Genomic DNA, 21,933 nt, shown 5'->3' on the forward strand with positions numbered 1-21,933 from the left:
GGCACTCGATTTTGCTGTGAGTGCCTGAAGAGAAAGGATTACCTGTCGAGGGCGTGATGCTGAGCCTCAATTAATGCCCGATAACGCCCCTCCTTTATGGCCATTAAGCTGGCGTGGTCGCCACACTCAACGCAACGGCCTTGCTCAATAAAGGCAATTTGGTCGGCTGCGCGAATGGTGGATAAACGATGCGCCACAATCACCACCGTTTTATCCGCCACCAGTGCGTCTATCGCTTGCTGCACATGATATTCCGATTCGCTGTCCAGCGATGACGTAGGCTCGTCCAGTAACACAACCGGAGCATCTTTAAGAATAGCGCGCGCAATCGCCACCCGCTGGCGTTCTCCCCCCGACAACGCACTCCCCGCTTCACCCGCCCGTGTCTCATAACCCTGCGGCAGACTTTCAATGACGTGGTGAATATGCGCTTTACGTGCAGCGTTGATGATCTCCTCCTGCGTGGCGTGCGGTTTACCTAACGCGATGTTATTCGCCAGCGTATCGTCCATCAGCCACACATCCTGAAACACCACCGAAACCTGTGCTAAAAGCTGATCGGGGGGGATATGCTTTAATTCCGCGCCTCCCAACGTGATAGTGCCCTGCTGTGGATCGGCAAAGCGACTCATCAATCGGGTTAGCGTGGTTTTCCCCCCGCCCGAAGGACCGACCAACGCCGTCAGGGATTTTTCCGCAATGTGTAGCGTCACATCCTGGAGTGCAGGTTTTTCCTGCTGCTGATAGTGAAAACTGACATTGTTGAGCGTAATCGCAAAGTGCTGTGGTTGATGGAGTGGCAGTTCAGTGACCAGATCCGCTTCATTGAGCACCGCATTCACCCGCTGCAACGCCGCGTCCGCTAGTTCAAACAGGCGCACCATGGAAAGTCCCAATGTCAGAGGCTCTACCATTTGCGCTACCAGCACCGTCAGGCAGAGCAGTGATGCCAGCGGCAACTGTTGCGTTGCGCATAACCCCATCCCCAACGCGACGGTAGCCACCAGAGTGAGCTGGATGATCAGTTGTGCTTTGGCAATCAGCCGTGCAGTATTGCCGCTTTGATGCTGCACCTGATGCTGGTGAGCAAAAACCCCGCGTAAACAAGGCGCGTTCAGGCCAGATCGGCCGCTGGCACGTAACATCGCCTGAGCCTGCACATACTCAACAATGGCTGCGCTGGCTGCCGCATCCACTTCATCAATGCGCAGAAAATCCTGATTGGCATCACGTTGTGCCCGCCGTATCAGCGGCACGATGAGCCCTGTTCCCGCCAGCAGCAGCGCCCCCAGACGCCAGTCCAGCGTGAAGATCAACACCAGCACCACCGCAGGTACCACCGCCAGTTGAATCGCCAGCGTAGCCAGTGAAGAGAGCGCCGTTGCCGCAAAGGTGACGTTATTGCCAAGAATCGTTGCCAGATCGCCGCTTTTTCGCCGTGCCAGCTGCTCCAGCGGCATGGCACGCAAGCGATGTGCCAGCCGCTGACGCATGGCCTCCGTCACGCGATGCCAGTAGTCATAGACAAAAGCCATTTCACGCCAGCGCACCATGCCTTCAAGCAGCAGCAAAACAATGAGCACCACTAGCCAGCTCAGGATGTCACGCACGGGCAGTGCGCCCGGTGTTAATACGAGCGAAAACAGCGGCAGTGTGATAATCCAGCCCGCGGCTTGCAACATCGCCGCTACCACCGCACACGCTAACGTTCGGCGAAATGGCGCAGCGAACTCCCCTGCCACCGCAATCATGTTGTGATAAATGCGCATCATACTTCTCCCTCGCGCTTTAACGTCCACTGACTGGCAAGCTGATAGTGCTGCCACAGACGCGCGTAATAACCGCCCTGATTCAGCAAGTCAGCATGACGGCCTTGCTCAGCCACTCTGCCTTCGTGCATCACCACAATCACATCCGCGTCAATGACCGTCTGCAAACGATGAGCAATAGTGATCACAATGCGATCCGGCGCGAGTTGCGCCAGTGCCTGCTGAATATGCCTTTCGTTGTGTGCATCGAGATAAGAAGTTGCTTCATCCATCACCAGCACGGGCGCATTGCTCAGCAGTGCGCGGGCCAGGGTCACACGCTGACGCTGGCCGCCCGATAACGAGCTCCCTCGCTCACCGATCTGCGTGTTTAATCCTTGTGGCAGTGCCGAAACGATCTCGCTCACCCCCGTCGCGACCATAACGTGCTGCAACGCTGCATCACTGGCTTCGGGCGCAGCCAGTCGTAAATTTTCCTCCAGCGTGCCACTGATAAGAAACGGCTCCTGTAATACCAGCGCCATCTGCTTCAACAACACATCACTGCGCATCTGGCGGATATCGCACCCCCCCAGCGTAATGCTACCCTCTGTCACGTCATAAAAACGCGGGATCAGGCGCGCCAGCGTCGATTTTCCCGAACCGGAAGCCCCGACAATGGCACAGCGTGTTCCCGCTGCGAGCGTTAATGACACGTCGCTGAGTGCAGGCTGCGGCCGATCCGGGTAGTGAAAACTGACCTTGTTCAGGCTGAGTACGTGTCCTTGCGGTTGCTGCGGATGTAGTGGCTCTGGCAGCACGTCCTGCCGCAGCACCTCTTCAATGCGGCCTGAGGCCGCGCCAGCGTCATTCAGATAGTTAGCCAGGTGCACTAACGGTTCGAGCGCTTTGATGGGTAACGTACCCAACATCAACGCCAGCAGCCACTGCGCCAGGGTAACCTGCCCGGCTTGATACAGCACAAAACCTGCTATCATCAGCACCGCAGCCGTCGGTAACGCGGCACCTGCCAGACGATTGATTTTCCAGGGCACTTTGCTGCCTGCCATCCAGGTTTCCACCGCCGACGTAAACTGTTGCAGCCGCGCGTTAAAGCGCCGCCAACCCGCGGCGCCATTATCAAAGGTACGCATGACCGCCATACCCTGCACCAGTTCAATCACCCCGGCATTGACTGACTCACTGGCCTCATTGTATCGGCTGCGCTGCTGCGGATTTTCACGCGCCATCATTGCCATACACACGAGGCTAATCGGCAAAAACAGCAACGCCACCAGTGCCAGTCGCCACTGCACCAGCGCCAGCACCAGCAGTGCGGCCAGCGGTTGACTCAGGCTGGCACCGATAAACGGCACCGCATCCGCCACCGCAATGTGCAGCGCTTTGACATCCTCCTGGAGGATTTTACGTAACCGCCCACTGCCCCATTGCTGTACCACTCCAAGCGGCAAACAACTGAGGTACTCCACCAGACGCTCGCGCAGCGCTTCCTCTAATTGATAGCTGGCTTCGTGGGCCCGTGCTTCTGCCTGTAAGCGCAACCAGAATGCCAGCACCAACAGCAGCACACTGCCGGTGAGGGCGATAAATGACGGCGGTGGTAACATCGGGACAGACAGTAATGGCGTCACCGCCCATGCCAGCAGCGCTATGCCGCTGACGTTGAGCAAGCCCGCCACGCTGCCAAAAAGAAGTGCCAGGTTAAGTGAGCGCGCCACCTTCGGCACGCTTGCCACTAACCTGCCGGGTTGGCCCAGTAACTTCATTTCAGCCCCTCATTCACCCGCTGCGCCACGGCTTGTGCGTTGGGCGTATCGATGCAACTGAAGTGATTACCCGCAATCGAAGTGACCTGCAGATCGCCCAGGCAGACGTTACGCCAGAAGTTCAGCGTATTGTCATCCATACCCGGTGCGAACCCAGAGCCCTGATTGGGCAACAGGAAGCGGATATCGCCGACATAAGTGCTGGGGGTGAAGTGTGCGGCATGGAAACTCTGGCGGAATACGCGGAACAGGCCCAGTGCCATTTCGGCAGGCATCTGCTGACCGGTAAACTGTTCCACACCCGCGACATAACGCGCAAAACGCTCTTCAATCGGCAATGCCTGCATCTGTTGGAAAAACAAGCCCGCCGCGCCGGGTAACTGCGCCAGCGCACCCTGCGGAATGCGACCATGATGTTGCTCAATCACCTGCATAAAGCCCTTCACTAATGCATCGCCATCCACCTCACCGAAACCGGCCTGCGCCAGCGTAATGTGCAAATTGGGGATAAACAGCGATTCGATCATCAGATCATCCTGCACCTCGAACAACACCGGATGGCTGCTGATCAGCACCAGGTCAGCGATTTCTGCGCCCTGTTCGCTGAGGCGACGCGCCACTTCTACCGCAAACAACCCGCCCAGACAGTAGCCAATCAGCTGGAAGCGGCTATGTCCGGTGGCCAGCAGGCGTTGTGCGTAATCATCTGCCATGCGCTCAACCGCCTGTTGTGGGGACAAGGCGCAATATTGTGCGGTATCGGCAATCACAATGCCGATGACCGGCCCGCGCGGATCTTTCTCCAGCTCCGCCAGCATCGGGCGGAAGCAATCCATGGTGCCCAGGCCGGCATGGAACACCACCCGCAGCGGGCCTTCACGCCCGCCCCCCATCGGCAGCAGAATACCGTTGCTGCCCTCAGCCCGGCCCTCGATTTCTGGCTGCAGTTTATCTCCGGCTTGAGGCGCTGCGGCAGCCGCTTCAGGCGCATGCTGCGAACGGATAGCCTGCGCCAGCGCGCGCACCGTTGGGCCATTCAGCATATGACGCAGCAAAGTATCAAAGGGTATCTCTCCCATCTGCCAGGGGTCAGCGGCCAGCAACTGCCGCAGCTTGCCTGCCATGCGTGCCATGATCAGCGAGTCAGCCCCCAGGTTATACACATCCTGGTCGAGCGCGATCTGTTTAATTCCCAGCGCTTCAGCCCAGTGCTGGCACAGCATCTGCTCAAGCGCATCCCCCTGCGGTTGCAGGCCCAGCGGCGTGCCATGCTCTGCAGTCTCCTCTACCCACCAACTGACGGCGGTATTACGGTCCACTTTTCCGTTTGCCGTTAGCGGCAGAGCTGCAACCGACTGAATCTGCGCCGGGATCATATAGCGCGGTAATTTCTGTTGCAGCGCGTCGAGCAGCACTTGCGGATACAGCGGCAGACGATCGCCTTTGATTTGTTGTGCCAGCAAATGGAAACCCTGCTGATACAGCACGTGACCTGACTGCGGCAGGCACAGCACCGGATCGCCGCTGACCGATTGCATCAGCGCCTGCCAACCATGCTGATCAAGATAGCTCTCCTGCTGACGTTCGCTGTCTTCCGGTGGCGTCATCATGAATGCCTGAGAAGCCATGATCCACGGACATTCGCGCGTCGGCTCCGTCAGGATCACCCAGCCTTGCGGCGCGGTCAGTAACTGGATATTTTCCAGCGCCCGGCGTTGGTCACGGGCGTTTTCCAGTACCCCGGCGGCCAGCACAATATCGAAGCTCTCCGGGTAATAGCCCTGCGCGCGAATATCATCGTCAATATTCAGCAGGCCAAAATGCATGCCCGCTCGTTCACCGTAGCGGGCACGCGCTTCAGGCAGAAAGAAGGCCGCCACATCAGTAAAGTGGTATTCAATCGCCTGCTCGCTCAACGCTGCCAGCACATCCGCCGTCGTGCCGCCAGTGCCTGCGCCAACTTCGAGGATACGTAAAGGCCGCTGGGCGCACTGCTGTGCAATCAGGCTCGTCAGTGCACTGACAGCCTGATTCAGGTACTTCGCCATCAGGTTTTCACGATACAGCGCCTGCACGTTGGTCAGTTGCCCCTGCGGGAACAGCAGTTTCTGAGCGTCAACACGCCCTTCGAGCAGCCCGGCGAGATTATCCAGGTTGCTGCGGATGTAAGCCAGAAATGCCGGGCCATCGAGCAACGGCTGCCACAGTGCGTCAACCTGCTGCCAGCTGTAATCAGGCAAAGCGCCCGCCTGCGCGAGCATCGCTTGCCAGCGGCGCACCAGCCAGAAGAAGCGAGCATTCACGGGTGTTTCTCGTAGCTGAGCTTCACTGAATTCAGCATTAAGACCATAAGCTTCCAGCGTGTCACGCATCTGTTGTAACACCACAGCGTCCAGGGCTGTCATCGCCTGTTGTAACTGCGTGGCGGTGATGTCCTGCACCAGATCTGCGGTTGCGGTATCAATACCATCTGTCAGGCGGGCGTAATCTGCGCGGTTCTCTGGTTGACGCTGCGCGCTGACTAATGCCAGGAGTTGCCGCTGGTTACCTTCGCCATGGGGCACCACGCACGCACTCTCCACGCCCGGTAAAGCACTAAGCGCCGCTTCGATTTCCCCGGGTTCGATGCGGTGCCCTTTGATTTTGAGCTGATTGTCCGCGCGACCAAGAAACTCCAGTTCACCGTTCGGCAGATAGCGGGCGCGATCGCCGGTCCAATACAATCGCTGTTGGTCATGCGGATGATGGATGAAGTGGCGTGCAGTTTTCTCCGCGTCATTAAGATAGCCTTGCGCCAGTCCCGCGCCGCTGATGTAAAGATGGCCAGGCAACCACACAGGGCAGTCCGCCATGTTGTCATCCAGCACGCGAAAGCCCTGATTGCTGAGCGGCAGACCGTAAGGGACACTGCGCCACGTGGCATCACGGCCCTGCCAGCGGTGATAGTTAGACCAGATGGCGGCTTCAGTCGCACCACCGAGCGCTACCAGTTGAAGCCGTGGCAGACGCGTCGCCAGTGAATCCAGCAGCGTTAAAGGGATCCAGTCACCTGAGAGTAATGCCAGCCGCAAACTCGTCAGTTGCTGGTGCTGAAGCGCGCTCTCCAGCATCTGCATCAGCGCAGGCACGCTGTTCCAGAGGGTCACCTGTTGTGATTCGATGCGTTCAATCCAGTGCGAAGGATCGGTGGCGCGTGCCGGTTCAGGATAGATTACCGCGCCGCCCACGCTTAGCGGCCCGAACAGATCATAAATCGCCAAATCAAAGCCGAGTTGCGCCAGCGCCAGCACGCGGTCGGTGGCCTGCACGGCGAAACGTTGGTTGATGTCTTCAACCGTATTCCGTGCCGCCTGATGCCCCATCACCACCCCTTTGGGCTGGCCGGTGGAGCCAGAGGTGTAGATAATATAGGCCGCATCGCTGCTGCGCGAAGTGTGTGGTTCCTGCAGCGGCTCGCTGCCGTTCAGTGCATCAACATCAATACGCCACTCGCCACTAACGCCGCACTCCACGATCTGTTGCTGGGTCAGCACCCGTCGGATACCCGCGTTTGCCAGAATTTGCCGGCGACGTTCCGCCGGCTGCGAGACATCGACCGGCACCCAGACCGCCCCCGCCGCCATGGCACCCAGCACCGCAGCGGCCTGCATTACACCTTTTTCCAGCGTGATCGCGACCGGTTCGCCGATGACAACTCCGTGCCGCTGCAGATGGCCGGCAATACGCAAGGCTGCGTCCGCCAGTTGACGGTAAGTCATCTGCTGCAGGGGATCGATCACCGCCAGCGCATCCGGGGTCAGGTGAGCCTGTGCGAAGAATGGCTGGTGCAGCCCGCCTTCGGGTAGCGGTGCGTGGGTATCATTGACCTGCAACCGTTGTTCACGTTGCCATTCGGGGAGTGCAACCTGCGCGGTCTGCTGCCAAATCGCATCTTCTTGCGCCATGGCATTCAGCAGTGATTCAAAGCTCGCAAACAGATCGTCGATCATCCCCGACGGGAATACCCCGTCGCGCACATCCCAGTTGACCTGTAAACCGGCAGCACTGTCCATCGCCTGACAGTCGATAAACACCTGCGGCGTCTGGGTAATGCCACGTCCATCCAGTTTGCCCTGCAACGCGTTTTCTGCATCGGCAGGCACCAGGCCGATGGCACTGGTAAAAACATAAGGCATCAAAGCGTAATCGCGCCCTTTGGCGCGCGCCAGTTCACGGATCACCTCGACGCCGGAACAAAGGCGATGATCCAGGTCATCATACAATTGCCGGCTAATGGCGTTGGCGCGCTGCGCCCAGCTCATTGGATGGCGCTGATCGACCTCCAGCAGGCTGACCGAGGTGAAATCGCCCACCAGACGATCCACCTGCTCATGCAGCGGCTGGCGGTTAAGTACCGTCAGATTCAGGCAGAAGTGTTCGCTGGCAGACCAACGCTGCAGCACGCTGGCATAGGCGGTTAACACCGCCGCTGTAGGGGTAATACCGCACTGTGCCGCCTGCTGTTTGAGTGCCGCCCAGCGTTCCTCCGGCAGTTGCAAAAAACGTCGTGTAAAGCGTGCGGGCTGTCGTTCCTGTGTATCAAGCAACGGGAGCTGCGGCGAGGCGGGCAGCTGAGGAATACGCTGCTGCCACCAGGCACGATCGCGTTGGGCCGCCGGTGACTCATCCCTGCCGCGCTCCGCCAGCAGATAATCGCGGAACTGAATCTTTAGCGGAGGCAGCGGCTGGTCAGGATGCTGGTAACGCGCTTCAAACTCGCCCAGCAATAGCCAGATACTGGCCCAGTCGGCAATCAGGAAGTCCATCGACAAATGCAGCACGCTGCGTGCCGGCAACTGCGACAGACTCAGGCTGAACAGCGGCCACTGCTCGGGCTGGTAGAGTCGATGCCCCATCTGCTGCTTCACGCTGTCCAGCAGCGCTTCGCCCTGCTCTGCTCCGCTACTCGCGCAGTCAATGAGCAGTTCCGGCACATCGGGTAAAACGCGCTGGCTGCCACTGCGATCAAACACCGCACGCAGCATGTCGTGTCGCGCGACCAGCTCATTCCAGATAGCACTGACTCTGGCATGCTGCAGCGGTGGATAATTCACCTCCAGATAAACATGGCAGGCCACGCCGCCATAGCCAAAGGCATCATTACGCCCGACCAGATACGCCGCCTGCACCTGGCTTAGGGGAAACGGTGCGAAGCGCGCAGTCTCATCGGCTATCAGTGTAGTCTGCTGCTGTTCTCCGGCGAGAATAGCTAACACATCGGCTTTATGGGCTTTCAGCGTGTGTAAATCGTCCGCTGAAATCACGCCCTGCGGCGCACGGTAGTTTAGCTTGCCCTGCTCCTCCCACAGCTGTACGCCACGGTTGCGCAGGCGTTGAAGCAGTTCAAGGGCGATGGAATGGTCAGTCATGCTAAATCCTCCTCGCCCGGAGCCGTCGCGCGGGACGACCGGGGCGGAATATTGACGTTAAAACGCAGGCGATTAGTCGGGTCGAAGCGCTGTTTGAGTGCCGCCAGGCGTGCCCATCCGCTGCCATACGTGGCCTGCGCCCAACGCGGCTCATGGTCAGGCAGCAGGTTGGCGTAAGGGCCGCAGCTCACCGCTTGCAGCTGTTGCCAAGCCTCAATGGCGGGTGCCAGCATCGCTGGGTTATCGGGCTCGCCGTACCACTGGGCGCAGACTTCAACAAACCAGTTGGCATCCCGGTGGGCAAACGCGGTTGCGCCCGCCGGGGCGCGGGCAATGGCACCGCCAAGTGCGCCAAACACCAGCGAGAAGTTCGGGCCGGCACGCTGAAACAGCGCCAGCAGTCGCTCGAGCGTGTCATTGTCCAGCTCACGCAGCAGTTCGCCACGGTTGTAAACATGCTGCTGTAGATAGTTGGGCGCCGAGGGCAGAAGGCGCTGATAATCGACGTAGCGCATCGGTTGCAGCGTGTCGCACAGCGCGCCCACCTTAAGGGGCGCAAGCACTTGTTCCGCCTGTTCTGGCGCACCAAACCAGGTGGGAATAAGCATGATACTGCGCTCAAAATGCAGTGATTCTGGCAAAAATGGCAGCGGCGGTGCCGTCCAGACAAGGGCAATCAACGAGGCCTGATCCGGTGCCTGCGTCAGCCAGCTACGTGCCCGACGCAGCACAGCGGGAATGTCCCGTGCGGGCCACGCGAGCACGCCGGCCACGACGCCCTCAACGGGATGCAATTGAAACGTGAAACGCGATACCACGCCAAAATTGGCGCCCGCGCCGCGCAAACCCCAGAACAGTTCGGCATCGTGCTGTGGGTTCACTTCCAGCACTTCACCGGACAACGTAACCAGCTCACAGCTCACCAGGTTATCGCTGGTCAAGCCAAACTGGCGCGACAGGTCGCCAACGCCGCCGCCCAGGGTGTGCCCGGCGATACCGATAGTGGGATTGCGCGGGCCGGGTACCGCCAGACCGTACGCCTGAGTTGCCGCATCCAGCTCGCCCCAGGTGACCCCTGGGGCGACGTGCGCCAGGCGTTTATCCGGGTCAATAGCGATCTGCTTCATGCGGGACAGATCAAGCACCAGCCCATCCTGGCAGGTGCCGTAACCGGCCACGTGAGCGCCACCGCCGCGCAGCGCAACCGACAGTTGCTGAATCTCCGCCAGTTGCAGTGACTGTTGAATATCCTGCACGCTGACGCAGCGCACAATCGCAGTGGGCCGGTAGTCAATACGGGCGTTGCGTACCCGGCGTGCAACTTCGTATTCCGCATGCTGCGGCAACAGTAAATCCCCTTCCAACACCTGTTGTAAGGCAGAAAATAGCTCGCGCATTACGCCTCCTGCGACGGGTTAAATAACGACTGGATGAAATCGGATGTCTGCGGCAGTGCCTGCCACCCCTGTAAAACCACGCTTCTGACATAGCGCCGCTCACCCTGCTGACTATTGAGCCAGCGGTCAGCAGGCAACAGGCGTTGCAACTGGCTGTAACTGAGTCGCGGGATATGGAAGTCCACCCGGGTCACGGCGCGTGCGCCATTGGCATGCCGGACACAGGCCGGTCGCTGCAGCGGGTGGTAATGAGAGACGATAAACGGCAGATCGTTACCGCGCGGCATCATAAAGTGGTAGTGCACCCTTTCACCCTGTACCGATTTACGGTTGCCTCTTACGACGCGCGAACCGGCCAGCGCCTGCTGACGCAAATGCTGACTGACGTTATCCAGGCTAAGTGGTGCTTCAGGCTGATACTGTTCAGGTTCCAACGCCACATCACACCAGCCCTCGCCAGCCTGCGCCCAACCTCTAAGACGCCGACCGGCGCTGGAACCGAAGCGCCAGCCAAAGGGATAGCTCAGCCAGCGAAACCAGCGCGGCAGTTCAAAGAATTCCAGAAACGGCCCCTCTTCAAACCACACCAACGCATTGTGCGCCCGCGCCGGATCGCCCCCCCACTGCACACTGAACCCAGCCTGTTCAAGCTGGGCTACGCAGTCACGAATGTTATCGACTTTGCAGAGAATATGGCTGCACTTAAGCATTGGGCCTCCGTGCGATAAACAGGCGCTGCCCGAGCGGAGCGAGCACATGACCCTCGTCGGGCAGGCAAGCCTCGCAAATCAACCCGGCGCGCTGCAGCAGATCCCGCCACTGCTCTGGTGAGAGGAAGCGCTGTTCACTGCGCTGCCGGTCGTCCTGTGGCGGTGGCATCATAAAGGCCTGTGAGGTGAGAATTTCCAGATGTTCACGCGTCGGTTCGGTGATTAACATGACACCGCCCGGTTGTAACACCTCGGCCAGCCAACGAATGGTTTGTTCGCTGTTGTGTGCATTGTTCAGCACCCCCGCCATCACCAGCACATCCTGGGAATCTGCGGCGACGTTTTGCTCGGTGAGGGGGCGGTCAATATCGATCAGTGCGGTCGAGAGCCAGGAGAGATGGCTATAGCGCTGTTGCGCATTCACCAGGAAAAAGCGCGAGACATCGCTAAACAGCCAGTTGAGCGGCGGTGTTTCCCCATACGCCTCGTGCAGCCGTTCCCGTACCCGTTCGGTGGTGGCACCGGTGCCTGCGCCAATCTCCAGTACTTTTAGCGGCGCCGTTCGCTGGCTGAGCTGCTTCAGGACCCAGTCGGCAATCAGGGTGTTGAGATAACGGGCGGTGATGGTGTGGCGATAGACCGCATCGGCGATATCGTTACGGCCTTCCGGGAACAGCAGCAGCGCCGCCTGCTGCTCGCCGCGCATCAGCTCACCCAGCTTTTCCGCGTTATGCCACAGATAATCGATAAAAGTGGCAGAGCCCAGGCGGTTGTCCCACGCCCTGTGCACCGCCTGCCAGCTGTGATGCAGCTCGGTATAGCCGATCGTTCGTCGGCTATAGTAGTGCGCGCCTCGTTGCACCACCAGACCGGCATCGGCCAGCAGCATCAGCCAGCGTCCAATCAGGGCGTGATGCGCTTCGGCCACCTGGAGTTGTTGCAAAATCCCTGGCAGATCGTGGCCCTGATCGGGATGCGTCAGCGCGCCTCCCTGTTGCAGGCTAAACAGCATGGCGCTCAGGCAAGCTTCATCCATCCGCGCGACAAAATCCGTCACCTGCTGCGCCGTAATGCCACTCACCAGCAGCTCTGCCCGCTGGGTAAAATCCCACTGTGGGGTGGCTTTGCGTTCCAGCCCGGTGGTGACAGGCAGCAAGGTACGCGCCAGGGGTTCAAACCGCTGGTCTGGATTGAGACGCGGATAGCCGAGTGTTTTGGTCAGCGCTTGCCACATCTGACACTGAGTTAGCAGGGATTGCGGGCTCCAGCGGGGTGCATCAGGAGACCGGATGCTCTCCGCCAGCGCCAGTAAGTCTTGGGCAATGGCTTCTGGCCAGTGTTCCGCCAGTGTGGTGCGCCAGCTGGCGCGCTGAACCTCGCCGATAATGGCGCTGGTCTCTTCCATCAGATGTGCTGATTGTGGGCTGCTAAAATCGCGGTCGCGTTTTACCGCCTCAGGGATATGCAAACGCGGGAACCACATCACCGGCCCATGTGTATCGATCAACGATAACCGTCCAGCGGGCAAGCCCAGCGTGATCTGTTGCAACAGCTGGAAATGGTTGTCAGGGTCCTGCGGATCGACTTCGTTATGCACACTCAACGTTAAGGGGATTCCGGCCAACTGTCCCTGCACCACCTGGAAAGGTGCCTCTGGTAACTGCGCCTGCGCCTGAAACTGCCACGGGCGAGGTGCGCCAAGGGCTTCCACCAGCATCGCGATCAGTGGGAACGCCACCTGGCTGGCGCACGCGGCATCAATAAACTGAAGCTTTTGCCGCCGCAGTAAGCGGTGGGCAGACTGAATGAACTGCTCCACCGCCGGCAGATGCGGATAGAGGTTGCCGACCCGATACTGCACACCGAATTCACGCGCTGAGCGCAGGTTCGCCACCACCTCATCATGATGAACGGGCTGCTCCTGAATGACATGAATGCGCCTGGCCATCAGTTGCTGTGCCAGAACGCTGCCTGCACCGCCCATCACGGTGGCACGCAACACCACGCAGGCCAGGTCAATGTCTTCAGGCAATGCGGCGATATCGGTATAGAGCGGAATGTCATAGCGTTGCGCGCAATCACGGCTACGTGCGCTGCCGCTCGCCAGTAGCCCCACCACGTTAAAGTGCAGCGGATAACGCTGCAGTGCCGCCAACCAGAACTGGCCAAAGGTGGAGCCACACACCAGCACCTTTAACGGAACCGCGTTCATAGCGCACCTCCACTCATTTCGTTTAAGTGCTCAATCCCGCTGTCAAACAGCTCAATATCAATACCGGTTTGCTCACGGCAGAACAGCAGCATAAACGCTTCGATATCAATGCACTCGGCTGCCATCCCCACGACCGGCTGAGGTGACTTTAGCAGCCATTTAGCGCATGCCGCCGCGCATGCGGCGGTTAACTGAGCAATGCCCGGAGCTTTCAGCAATAAGGTTAACGTGGTGTTAGTGCCCTGACGCACTCCATCAACCTGGATCAAAAAGTTAACCCATGCATGTCGACCCGCTACATCCAGTGCCGCGCCCTCCACCACCGCGTGTATTGCTGCCTCTTGCGGCAATACACGCGCTGTTTCTAATGCGCGAACCAGGTGTTCACCATCAAGCGCGAGATACCAGCGACTGTGGCGCACCCCCAATTGATTGGTGACTCGGCGCGATTCCTCATCTTCATAAGGCTGCAGTTGCACCGGGCGAGGAAAGAAAGGCAGGCTGACGTTGGACTGTCGTCGCGGCAGGGTATGCTTAGGGCCTGACGCGCGCAGCACACCCTCAAGATAATCTTCTGCTCCGCCAGGGGTGAAACGATCAAACACGCCAAACCAACAGTGCAATGCATCGGCTCGGTCCAGCGTACGCGCTAACCACGTAGGCAAAATGCCAGACAAGCCAGGCAATGCACCTGCTGCGAACAGCGCGCTGCATGGACATCCCCCAACCGGAGGTTGTAACGCTGCCGGACAGTCAATCCCGCCGGCGTCAACCAGCGGAATACCCGCCGCGTGCAGTCGGTTAGCCACCTGTTGTGACAGCCGTGCCGAAGGCGCAGCACAGTTCACGATCAACCGACAGCCGGTGGCGAACATCATGAGGCTTTCTTCGTCACTCACATCCACATAGCAGCTCTGTGCCCAGGCGACGGGTTGCGGGTGACGCCCCCCCACGCGCAGCGACGTTTCTCCCCACTGATGCAGAATACGCGCGACCCCGCTGCCCACGGCACCAAATCCTCCCAAAATACCAATCACAGAACCCCCCCTTCCATGGTGGCAACTTGAGCCTGTTGTGCCTCAATCTCGGCAGCCATTGCCTTCAGGCCAGGTGCGCTAAAGATTTTTCGCAGCGCGATGTCGACGGCAAATTCATCACGGATCAGGTTAATCAGGCGGGTGGCCAGCAAGCTATCCCCCCCTAATTCAAAAAAGCCCTGCTGGCGGCCGATGTGCGGCGTAATGCCAAGCAATGTTCCCCATAGCTGAGCGAGTTTTGCTTCGGTTTCACTGAGTGTTTCCTGCTGTTGTTGCGGCCTGGGCAGATTGTCATACAGTGATTGCAGGCGCTTACGATCAACCTTACCGTTTGCAGTCAGTGGCAGATGTGTCAGCATAACCAACCGCTCCGGCACCATGGCTTTGGGAAGTTTCTGCGCCAGCTGACTCGACCAGTTAGCGGGCAGCCCGTGATGATGTGAAGGGCGTAGAGTTAAGGTGGCGACGAGACCGCTGAGGTTGCACTCACCGGATGTAAAACCACTGGACTGAGCGCGTTGCTGCCACACCGCGCCAGTACGCAGCGGATCTTTTCTGCTATTGCCATACCCTCCCGCCAGCAGCCCGGCGCTGATCATGGCAACCGGTGTCAGACACTGGCGCTCCATCATCCACAGCTCGCCTGTAGGCCTCAGCAACTGAGAGGCTGCCTTCAGCCCATGTAATGGTTGGGCGTAGCGGTGCAGCGCATTCGCCGCCAGCACGATGTCAGCCGAGTTTTGCAGTTCTTCCGGCACATACAGTTCATTCAGCAACAGGAAATCGATCTGATGACCGCCGTTTGCCAGTTGAGTCCGCGCTTGCTCCAGCGCCAATGGGGAGGATTCCAGCAGGGTGTAATGCACGCTGCCCTGCGGCAGGCGCGCCAACAGCACAGCGCTGTGCTGCCCGCCGGCACCGTTGATCTCCACGATGTTGATCGGTTGACCTCGCTGGTGGAACAGGCCGTGAACATGCAGCGCCAGCTGTGACAACCATTGCCGCGTCTCATCATCCGCTGCCGACAGACTGGCAGGGCTGAATACGCTGTCGGTCAGCAGTGCGGCATGGTCTTGTTCACCTCGCAACATGGCGCGCCAGCTGGCATAGCGGGTGCGCGCCGCAACGATCTGCGCCGTTGCAGGCCTGGCGATCGCGGCAGCGGTTCCGGTGGCAATGTAGTGTGCATCCTGTGGCTGCACCACACCACGCGACACCAGCCATTTCAACCACAGTTGCAGCACCTGCTCGCCCTTTTCATCGGGCTGAAGCGCGTGCACTTGCCAGACGGCACCGGCTTCCGCCGGCAGTTGCAGGAGCTCCGTCAGAATGTGTTCGGCCACCGCCGATTCATACTGCAGCAGACCACGTTGAGTACTGTCAGGATGGAATACCTCATCCTGCTCGACACGGGTAGGGGTGTGGGGGGCGACGGCGGCTACAAGTCGCTGCGTGATGCCATCGTGCCACAATGAGACCACCGCCTGGTCGATGCCGTTAAGCGCCTGCAATGCCTGTTCAACCTCACCGGCCTCAATGCGATGGCCGCGCAGCTTCATCTGCGTATCCAGTCGCCCCAGGAACTCCAACGTACCGTCTGGCCAGTAGCGGCCACGGTCGCCGGTACGATACCAGCGCTCGCCGTCAAGCACAGGGAAACGGGCCTCCGTCAACGTTGGATCGCCGAGATAGCCGCGAGCCAGACCCGCGCCGCCGATGAGCAGCTCGCCTTCCACCCAGTCAGGACAATCGGTATTGACCGCATTAAGCACACGCCAGCGCTGATTATGTAGCGGGTAACCATAAGGGATCGAACGCCAGTCAGGTTTGATCCTGGTCACCGGGAAAATGTTTGACCAGATAGCGGCTTCGGTGGCGCCCCCCAGAGCCAGTAAACGGCAGCCCGGGGCGCTCATTTGTAATCTCTCTGGCAGCGACAGCGGGATCCAGTCACCGGAAATCAACGACGCCCGCAGCGCAGGCAACGTGACGTTCTGCGCAGCTGTCAGCAGCATCTCCAGCAGCGCTGGCACCGAATTCCACAGGGTGACCCCATGGGTTTGCATTAAGTGTATCCAGTGAGCCGCATCGCGACGGTACTCCTCATCCACCATCACCAGCGCAGCCCCGCAGCCTAACGGCGCAAACAGATCAAATACCGAAAGATCAAAATCGAGTGCCGAGAGCGCCAGAATGCGGTCTTGCGGTTGCATCGCCAGTCGCTGGCGCAAATCGTGCACCGTGTTATGGCTGGCGGCGTGGCACATCTCAACGCCTTTGGGTTCTCCGGTCGAGCCCGATGTGAAGATGACATACGCCAGCTGCTGGGGGGAGATTGCTACCGGATGAGCCAACGCCGCGACGTCCGTCTGCACGGCCTGATCGCCGGTCAAGGGCGTGTCCTGATCGAGCACCAGCCGTACGTCGGCCCGTTGCAAAATCGCCTGTTTGCGTGCCTGTGGCTGATCGATACCGATTGGTACCCAACTGGCCCCCGCAGCCAATACTCCCAGCACCGCGATCGCCTGCTGCGGGCCTTTCGGCAGTGAAATCGCCACCCTATCGCCCGCCAGCGTTCCCTGCTGTTGCAGCCAGTGCGCCAGTTTCAGCGCCTGCTGCGCCAGCTCAGCATAAGAAAGCTGACAGGTTTGCTGCTCCTGCAACCAAATCAGCGCCGCCTGCTGCGGTGTCCGACTGGCCTGCTGGAAAAAGGCGTGATGCAATGTTTCCGCAACATAGGGGTGATGTGCAGCGACAGTGGTTGCCTCTCGCACCAGGCGCTGAGGCACAGGCAAGAGATCTGGAAGCGACTGCTGCCAGTTCTGGTCACATAAGTGATGGATGAGCTGCTGATAGGCGGTAAACATCGCATCCAGCATACCCGCCGGGAACAGAGCCTCTACCGCATCCCAGACCAGCGAGACGCCTCCTGCCAGCTCGGTTAACTGGTGATCCAACCAGACCTGCGGCGTTTGTGACAGGCCATAAACGGGTTGGCTGAAGATGCCCTGTTCCGGTTCTGCGCTTATTCCCAAAGCGCTGGTAAACACCACCGGCATCACCAGTTCAGGCGCCTGATGCAGACGAGCCAGTTCGCGGAGGACCTCAACGGCTGAGAGCGAACGGTGATCCAGCGCGCCCCACATATCGCGTTGTACCTGGCAAACTTCATCCAGCCAGCCGCCGTCGGCATGACGACACGGCACCAACACGAGCGAAGTGAAATCACCCATCACCCGGGTCATATCATCGTGCCCTTCAGGACGATCGAACAGGGTCAAATTGAGGGTAAAGTCCGGCTGATGGCTCCAGCGCCGCAGTACGGTCGCAAATGCGTTCAGCATCACCGCTGAAGGTGTTACACCCTGTTGGCGGGCTTTTCGCGTCAGTTGCTGCCAGCGATCCGAGTCCAGCCAGTACTCACGGCGGGTAAACTGCGGTACCGACATCGCTTCAGGTTGCCGGGCCAGCGGCAACTGCGGGGCCAGCGGCAGGTGGTCGAGACGTGGCCGCCACCAGTCCCAAGCAGCCTCACGTTGCGCCTGCTGTGGCAGGCGTGCTAGTAGCGCATCACGGAACTGAACAGCGGGGGCTGCCGGCAACGAACGCTGATGATAGAGCGCGTCCAGTTCCTGATAGAACAACAGGATACTGAGCGCATCGAGGATCAGGTTGTCGATAGCGATCGCCACTCGGTGCGTTTCACCCCGCTGCGCCACGCTGACGCTAAACAGCGGCCAGCGCTGCGGATCGAAGCTGTGTGAGGCATATGCTGCGCGTTGCAGACCAACGTTATCTTCACCCGTCTGGTTGAACAGCGGGATCTGATAATGCGGCACCTGTTTTTGAACCTGCTGCTGGCCGTTACTGAATACCGCCCGCAGCATGTCATGGCGCGCAATCAACTGGTTCACCGCGCGTTCCAGTTGCGCGAGATCCAGATGATTAACCTCAAATTCACGATAGAACGTACAGCCAATGCCGCCCAGCGCAAACTCACTTTCTCGGCCAAACAGGTAAGCCTGCTGCACGTCCGTCAGCGGGAAGGCATCGTAACGTCCGTTAGCATCATGAACGATGGCAGGCGTGGCGGTTGTCGGTTGGTTGCAGCGCAATGTCTGACAGAAATCTGCCAATACCGGCTGAGCGAAGAGTTTTGACAGGGTAACAGCGCTAAATCCCTGGCGACGAAGTTCTGCCACGGCACGGGTGGCCAGCAGTGAATCACCGCCTGCCGTGAAGAAATTATCCTGACGGCCCGGTAATATACCGAGTGTTTTATGCCAGATCGCAGCCACCTGTTGTTCTACGCCGGGCAAGGCGGCCTCGTAGGTGTGGGCCGTTTCCGGTGCATGGTCGGCCAGTAACTGCCGCAGTAAATTGCGATCAATTTTACCGTTGTGGCTGAGCGGAAGTTCAGGCAGCGCCACCAGCCGTTCCGGCACCATTTCCTGCGGCAGGTAACGTTGCAGATGCTGGCGCAGCGCCGTGCTCTCTACCGGCTGCTGGCAGGTATAGGCCGCGACCAGATGTTGTTCATCATCGAGCAGAACAATACCGCGTGTCACGGCAGGGTGGGCAACCAGCGCGGATTCAATTTCGCCCAGCTCAATACGGTAGCCCCGCACTTTCACCTGATGATCGCGTCGCCCCAGAAACTCCAGTGAGCCATTGGGATGATAGCGCGCTAAATCGCCGGTGCGATACCAGCGTTCACCGTTCTCTACGACAAAACGATCGGCGGTGCGCTCGGGATCGTGGCGATAGCCGAGCGCAACGCCTGAGCCGCCAATCCACAGCTCGCCGCTGACCCAGTCACAGCGATCCCGGCCCAGGTTGTCCACAACACGGCAACGAACGTTGTTGAGCGGATATCCATAAGGCACCGAGCGCCATTCAGCCGGCACGGTGGTGATCTCCTGAATCGTCGAGTGAATTGCCGTTTCGGTCGTGCCGCCCAGCGCAATGCAGCGACACTGCTCAGCGACTGCGCGTAACTTTTTCGGCAGATCAAGCGGAACCCAGTCGCCACCCAGCAGCACAATCCTGAGTGGTAGCGTCAGGTTGTCCGCAGCGGCACTGGTGAACGTCATCTCCGCAATGGCAGGCACGCAGTTCAGTACGCTGACCTGATGCTGCCGGATCAACGCCACCCAACGCTGCGCGTCGCGCCAGCTCTCATCCTCAATGCACACCACCGCCCCACCCACTGACAGCGGCGCGAAAATGTCGTATACCGCCAGGTCAAAACTCAGCGCCGACACCGCCAGAGTGCGCATGCAATCGCCCAGCGGATAGCGGCGGTTAAGATCGTCGATGGTGTTTTTCGCTGCCAGATGGCTGATCTCCACCCCTTTCGGCGTGCCGGTTGATCCAGAGGTGTAGATAACGTAAGCCAGATGCTGCGGATCGCTGCGAGTGACCTCCGCCAGAGGGAGCCGCGAATCTTCATCCGGCAGATGGTCCACAACCTGTTTCACCCCGGCATTTTGCAGGATGGCGTTAATACGCTGTTCCGGTTGCAGGTGGTTGAGCGGTAGCCACGCAGCACCGCTGGCAAGTACCCCCAACACCGCAATGATCTGCTCCGGTCCTTTGGGCAAAGCGATCGCCACCGGTTCTCCTGGCTGCACGCCCTGATTGAGCAGATGCGTCGCCAGGCGGCGTGCACGGTCAGCCACCTCGCCATAACTGAGTGTCTGATGTGTGCCAAACAACGCGGGAGCTTCCGGCTGCAGCTGTGCCAGACGAAAGAAGGCACTGTGCAAATCGCTCTCAGGCAAAGGGGCATCGGTGTCGTTCGCCCGCTGGCGCACGGCCCGTTGCGCAGAGGGTAACGCACTCTGCACCGGCTGTTGCCACGCCTGCTCACTGGCGATGAGCGCCTCAAGCAGCCCCGTAAATTGATCGAACATCAAATCAAGCATGCCCGCCGGAAAACAAGACTCACGCGCGTCCCAGTTCACCAGAATGCCTTCATTTAACTCGGTAATCTGCGCATCCAACCACACCTGTGGCCCCTGTGAGACAATCCAGCCGGGCTGCCCAAAGGCCTGCTGTACGCGTTCGCTGAACAATTCTCCCAGCCCCAAAGCGCTGGTGAATACCACGGGAGCATACTGCTGCTGCCCGCGCACGCGTGCCGCTTCGCGCAGCACTTCTACGCCGGAAAAACAGGCATGTGCCGCATCCTGACGGAACTGCTGTTGCAGGCGCTGCGCGCGCTCCAGGAAACTGCCAGGGTTGCTGCCCTGCCACGCCAGCAGCACTGACGAAGTGAAATCCCCCACCAGCGCGGGTACGCTGGTGTGCAACGGTTCACGATTAAACAACGGCAGGTTAAGAATGAAATCTTCGTCGTCACTGAACTGGGTCAGCACTTCGGCAAACGCAGCGGCAATCATCATCGGCAAGGTCAGTTGATGTTCGCGCGCACTGGCCTCCAGCTGTTGACGGGCCCTGGCATCAAACCAACGATGGCGACGGACCACCGTCTGCTGCGCACTGCCCGGGTTTAACCCAACGCTGGGTAACATCGGTGCGCCAGGCAAATCGGCTAAACGTTCCAGCCACCACTGTTTGTCTTGCGCGTAACGTGCCTGCTGCTGCGGTTGCTGCAGCCAGGCGTGGCGCAGTTGCTGATACTGGCGATAGGAAAGATCCAGCACAGGCAGCGGCTGTTGCGGCTCCAGATAGAGCGTCGCCAGATCGTTCAACAGAACGCGCAGGCTCATGGCATCCGCCGCAATCATATCGAGATTAAAATGCAGGCGGCAGCCGCCACCTAGGGCGGCGGGCTTATGCGTCACACGCACGTCAAACACCTCGCCTTGCGCAATATCTAGCTGGCGATGTGACAGCGCGGCGCGAATCGCTTCCATTCGCAGGGTGGCGGTATCTGCTGTCTCCTGGCGTAAATCATATTCCCTAAGCCCGGACCACTGCGCGTGTTCAAGAACTTGCTGCTGCCCTTCTTCCAGAATGGCCACCCTAAGCATACCGTGGCGGGCAAGCAGCTGATGTACCGCATTTTCCAGGCGCGCAACATCCAGTTGCGGTAGATCGAACTCATGGTAGAAATGCGCAGCAACGCCCCCCAGATGCTGAGCACTGTCTCGCCCCACCCAATAGGCATGCTGCATGAGCGCCAGTGGGAAAGATTCGTTTTCATGTGTGCCAGGCAACACGGCCTTTTCTTCCTGCTCCGCGGCCAGCGTTTGTTGCGTCATCAAAGCCAGCCAGGCATCCAGACGTGGCTGTTCAATCAAGCGGGCAAACGACACATCGTAACCTTGACGACGCCACATAGCGGCCAGTTTCATCATCGCTAGTGAATCGAGCCCGAGGCCGATCAGATCGCACTCATTAGCGAGTCGATCCGGCAACATACCGGGAAGAAAAGGTGCCATATCAGTGCAGATTTTGTGCTGAAGGGTACTTGTCATAGTCCTAGTCCTTCCCTCAATTAAATCATGAAGTCATTAAAAAAATTAATATCGCAGCGCTGGCTTAAGATATTGCTGCAAAGATTTGTATGTTATAACGTTACTAACTTCAAGCATAAATGATAATCATTATCAGAATTGTTTTTTTATACAATTTGTAACTAATGGGATGGGAATAAGGGAAATGGC

8 protein-coding genes are annotated in these 21,933 nt (G+C 59.2%); all 8 read right to left on the reverse strand.

Annotated elements, in window-relative coordinates; genetic code table 11:
- Nucleotides 1–38 precede the first annotated feature (38 nt).
- From ACJ8IL_RS03895 to ACJ8IL_RS03930, 8 genes are read right to left on the reverse strand one after another with little or no spacing between them, the layout of a single operon-like run.
- The gene (locus ACJ8IL_RS03895; RefSeq protein WP_173889995.1) at nt 39–1,772 is read right to left on the reverse strand and encodes an ABC transporter ATP-binding protein; all 1,734 of its coding nucleotides are present in this window, start codon (nt 1,770–1,772) and stop codon (nt 39–41) included.
- A complete protein-coding gene (locus tag ACJ8IL_RS03900) occupies nt 1,769–3,535 on the reverse strand; it encodes an ABC transporter ATP-binding protein (RefSeq protein ID WP_173889997.1) in 1,767 nt (588 codons plus the stop codon). Before ACJ8IL_RS03900 ends, ACJ8IL_RS03895 begins: the two co-directional genes overlap by 4 nt.
- Nucleotides 3,532–8,943, reverse strand: a complete 5,412-nt coding sequence (locus ACJ8IL_RS03905) for a non-ribosomal peptide synthetase (protein ID WP_197835046.1) — start codon at nt 8,941–8,943, stop codon at nt 3,532–3,534. The genes ACJ8IL_RS03900 and ACJ8IL_RS03905 overlap by 4 nt, the downstream gene beginning before the upstream one ends.
- The gene (locus tag ACJ8IL_RS03910) at nt 8,940–10,340 is read right to left on the reverse strand and encodes an FAD-binding oxidoreductase (protein WP_173890001.1); all 1,401 of its coding nucleotides are present in this window, start codon (nt 10,338–10,340) and stop codon (nt 8,940–8,942) included. The genes ACJ8IL_RS03905 and ACJ8IL_RS03910 overlap by 4 nt, the downstream gene beginning before the upstream one ends.
- On the reverse strand, nt 10,340–11,050 hold the full coding sequence (locus ACJ8IL_RS03915; protein WP_173890003.1) for a VOC family protein: 711 nt from the start codon (nt 11,048–11,050) through the stop codon (nt 10,340–10,342). Before ACJ8IL_RS03915 ends, ACJ8IL_RS03910 begins: the two co-directional genes overlap by 1 nt.
- The gene (locus ACJ8IL_RS03920) at nt 11,043–13,262 is read right to left on the reverse strand and encodes a Gfo/Idh/MocA family oxidoreductase (RefSeq protein WP_197835047.1); all 2,220 of its coding nucleotides are present in this window, start codon (nt 13,260–13,262) and stop codon (nt 11,043–11,045) included. Before ACJ8IL_RS03920 ends, ACJ8IL_RS03915 begins: the two co-directional genes overlap by 8 nt.
- Entirely contained in the window at nt 13,259–14,299 is a 1,041-nt protein-coding gene (locus tag ACJ8IL_RS03925) for a saccharopine dehydrogenase (RefSeq protein WP_173890008.1), read from the reverse strand. The genes ACJ8IL_RS03920 and ACJ8IL_RS03925 overlap by 4 nt, the downstream gene beginning before the upstream one ends.
- Nucleotides 14,296–21,744, reverse strand: a complete 7,449-nt coding sequence (locus tag ACJ8IL_RS03930) for an amino acid adenylation domain-containing protein (protein ID WP_442516350.1) — start codon at nt 21,742–21,744, stop codon at nt 14,296–14,298. The genes ACJ8IL_RS03925 and ACJ8IL_RS03930 overlap by 4 nt, the downstream gene beginning before the upstream one ends.
- Between the last annotated feature and the right edge of the window lie 189 nt (nt 21,745–21,933).

Source organism: Serratia sp. CY47444 (genome assembly GCF_052168635.1).
In the GTDB taxonomy this organism is placed as follows: domain Bacteria; phylum Pseudomonadota; class Gammaproteobacteria; order Enterobacterales; family Enterobacteriaceae; genus Serratia; species Serratia bockelmannii.

Coding starts and splice junctions, on each gene's coding strand:
- ACJ8IL_RS03915 (WP_173890003.1), bottom strand. CDS start 11,050: ATGCTTAAGTGCAGCCATATTCTCTGCAAAGTCGATAACATTCGTGAC.
- ACJ8IL_RS03900 (WP_173889997.1), bottom strand. CDS start 3,535: ATGAAGTTACTGGGCCAACCCGGCAGGTTAGTGGCAAGCGTGCCGAAG.
- ACJ8IL_RS03895 (WP_173889995.1), bottom strand. CDS start 1,772: ATGATGCGCATTTATCACAACATGATTGCGGTGGCAGGGGAGTTCGCT.
- ACJ8IL_RS03910 (WP_173890001.1), bottom strand. CDS start 10,340: ATGCGCGAGCTATTTTCTGCCTTACAACAGGTGTTGGAAGGGGATTTA.
- ACJ8IL_RS03920 (WP_197835047.1), bottom strand. CDS start 13,262: ATGAACGCGGTTCCGTTAAAGGTGCTGGTGTGTGGCTCCACCTTTGGC.
- ACJ8IL_RS03930 (WP_442516350.1), bottom strand. CDS start 21,744: ATGACAAGTACCCTTCAGCACAAAATCTGCACTGATATGGCACCTTTT.
- ACJ8IL_RS03905 (WP_197835046.1), bottom strand. CDS start 8,943: ATGACTGACCATTCCATCGCCCTTGAACTGCTTCAACGCCTGCGCAAC.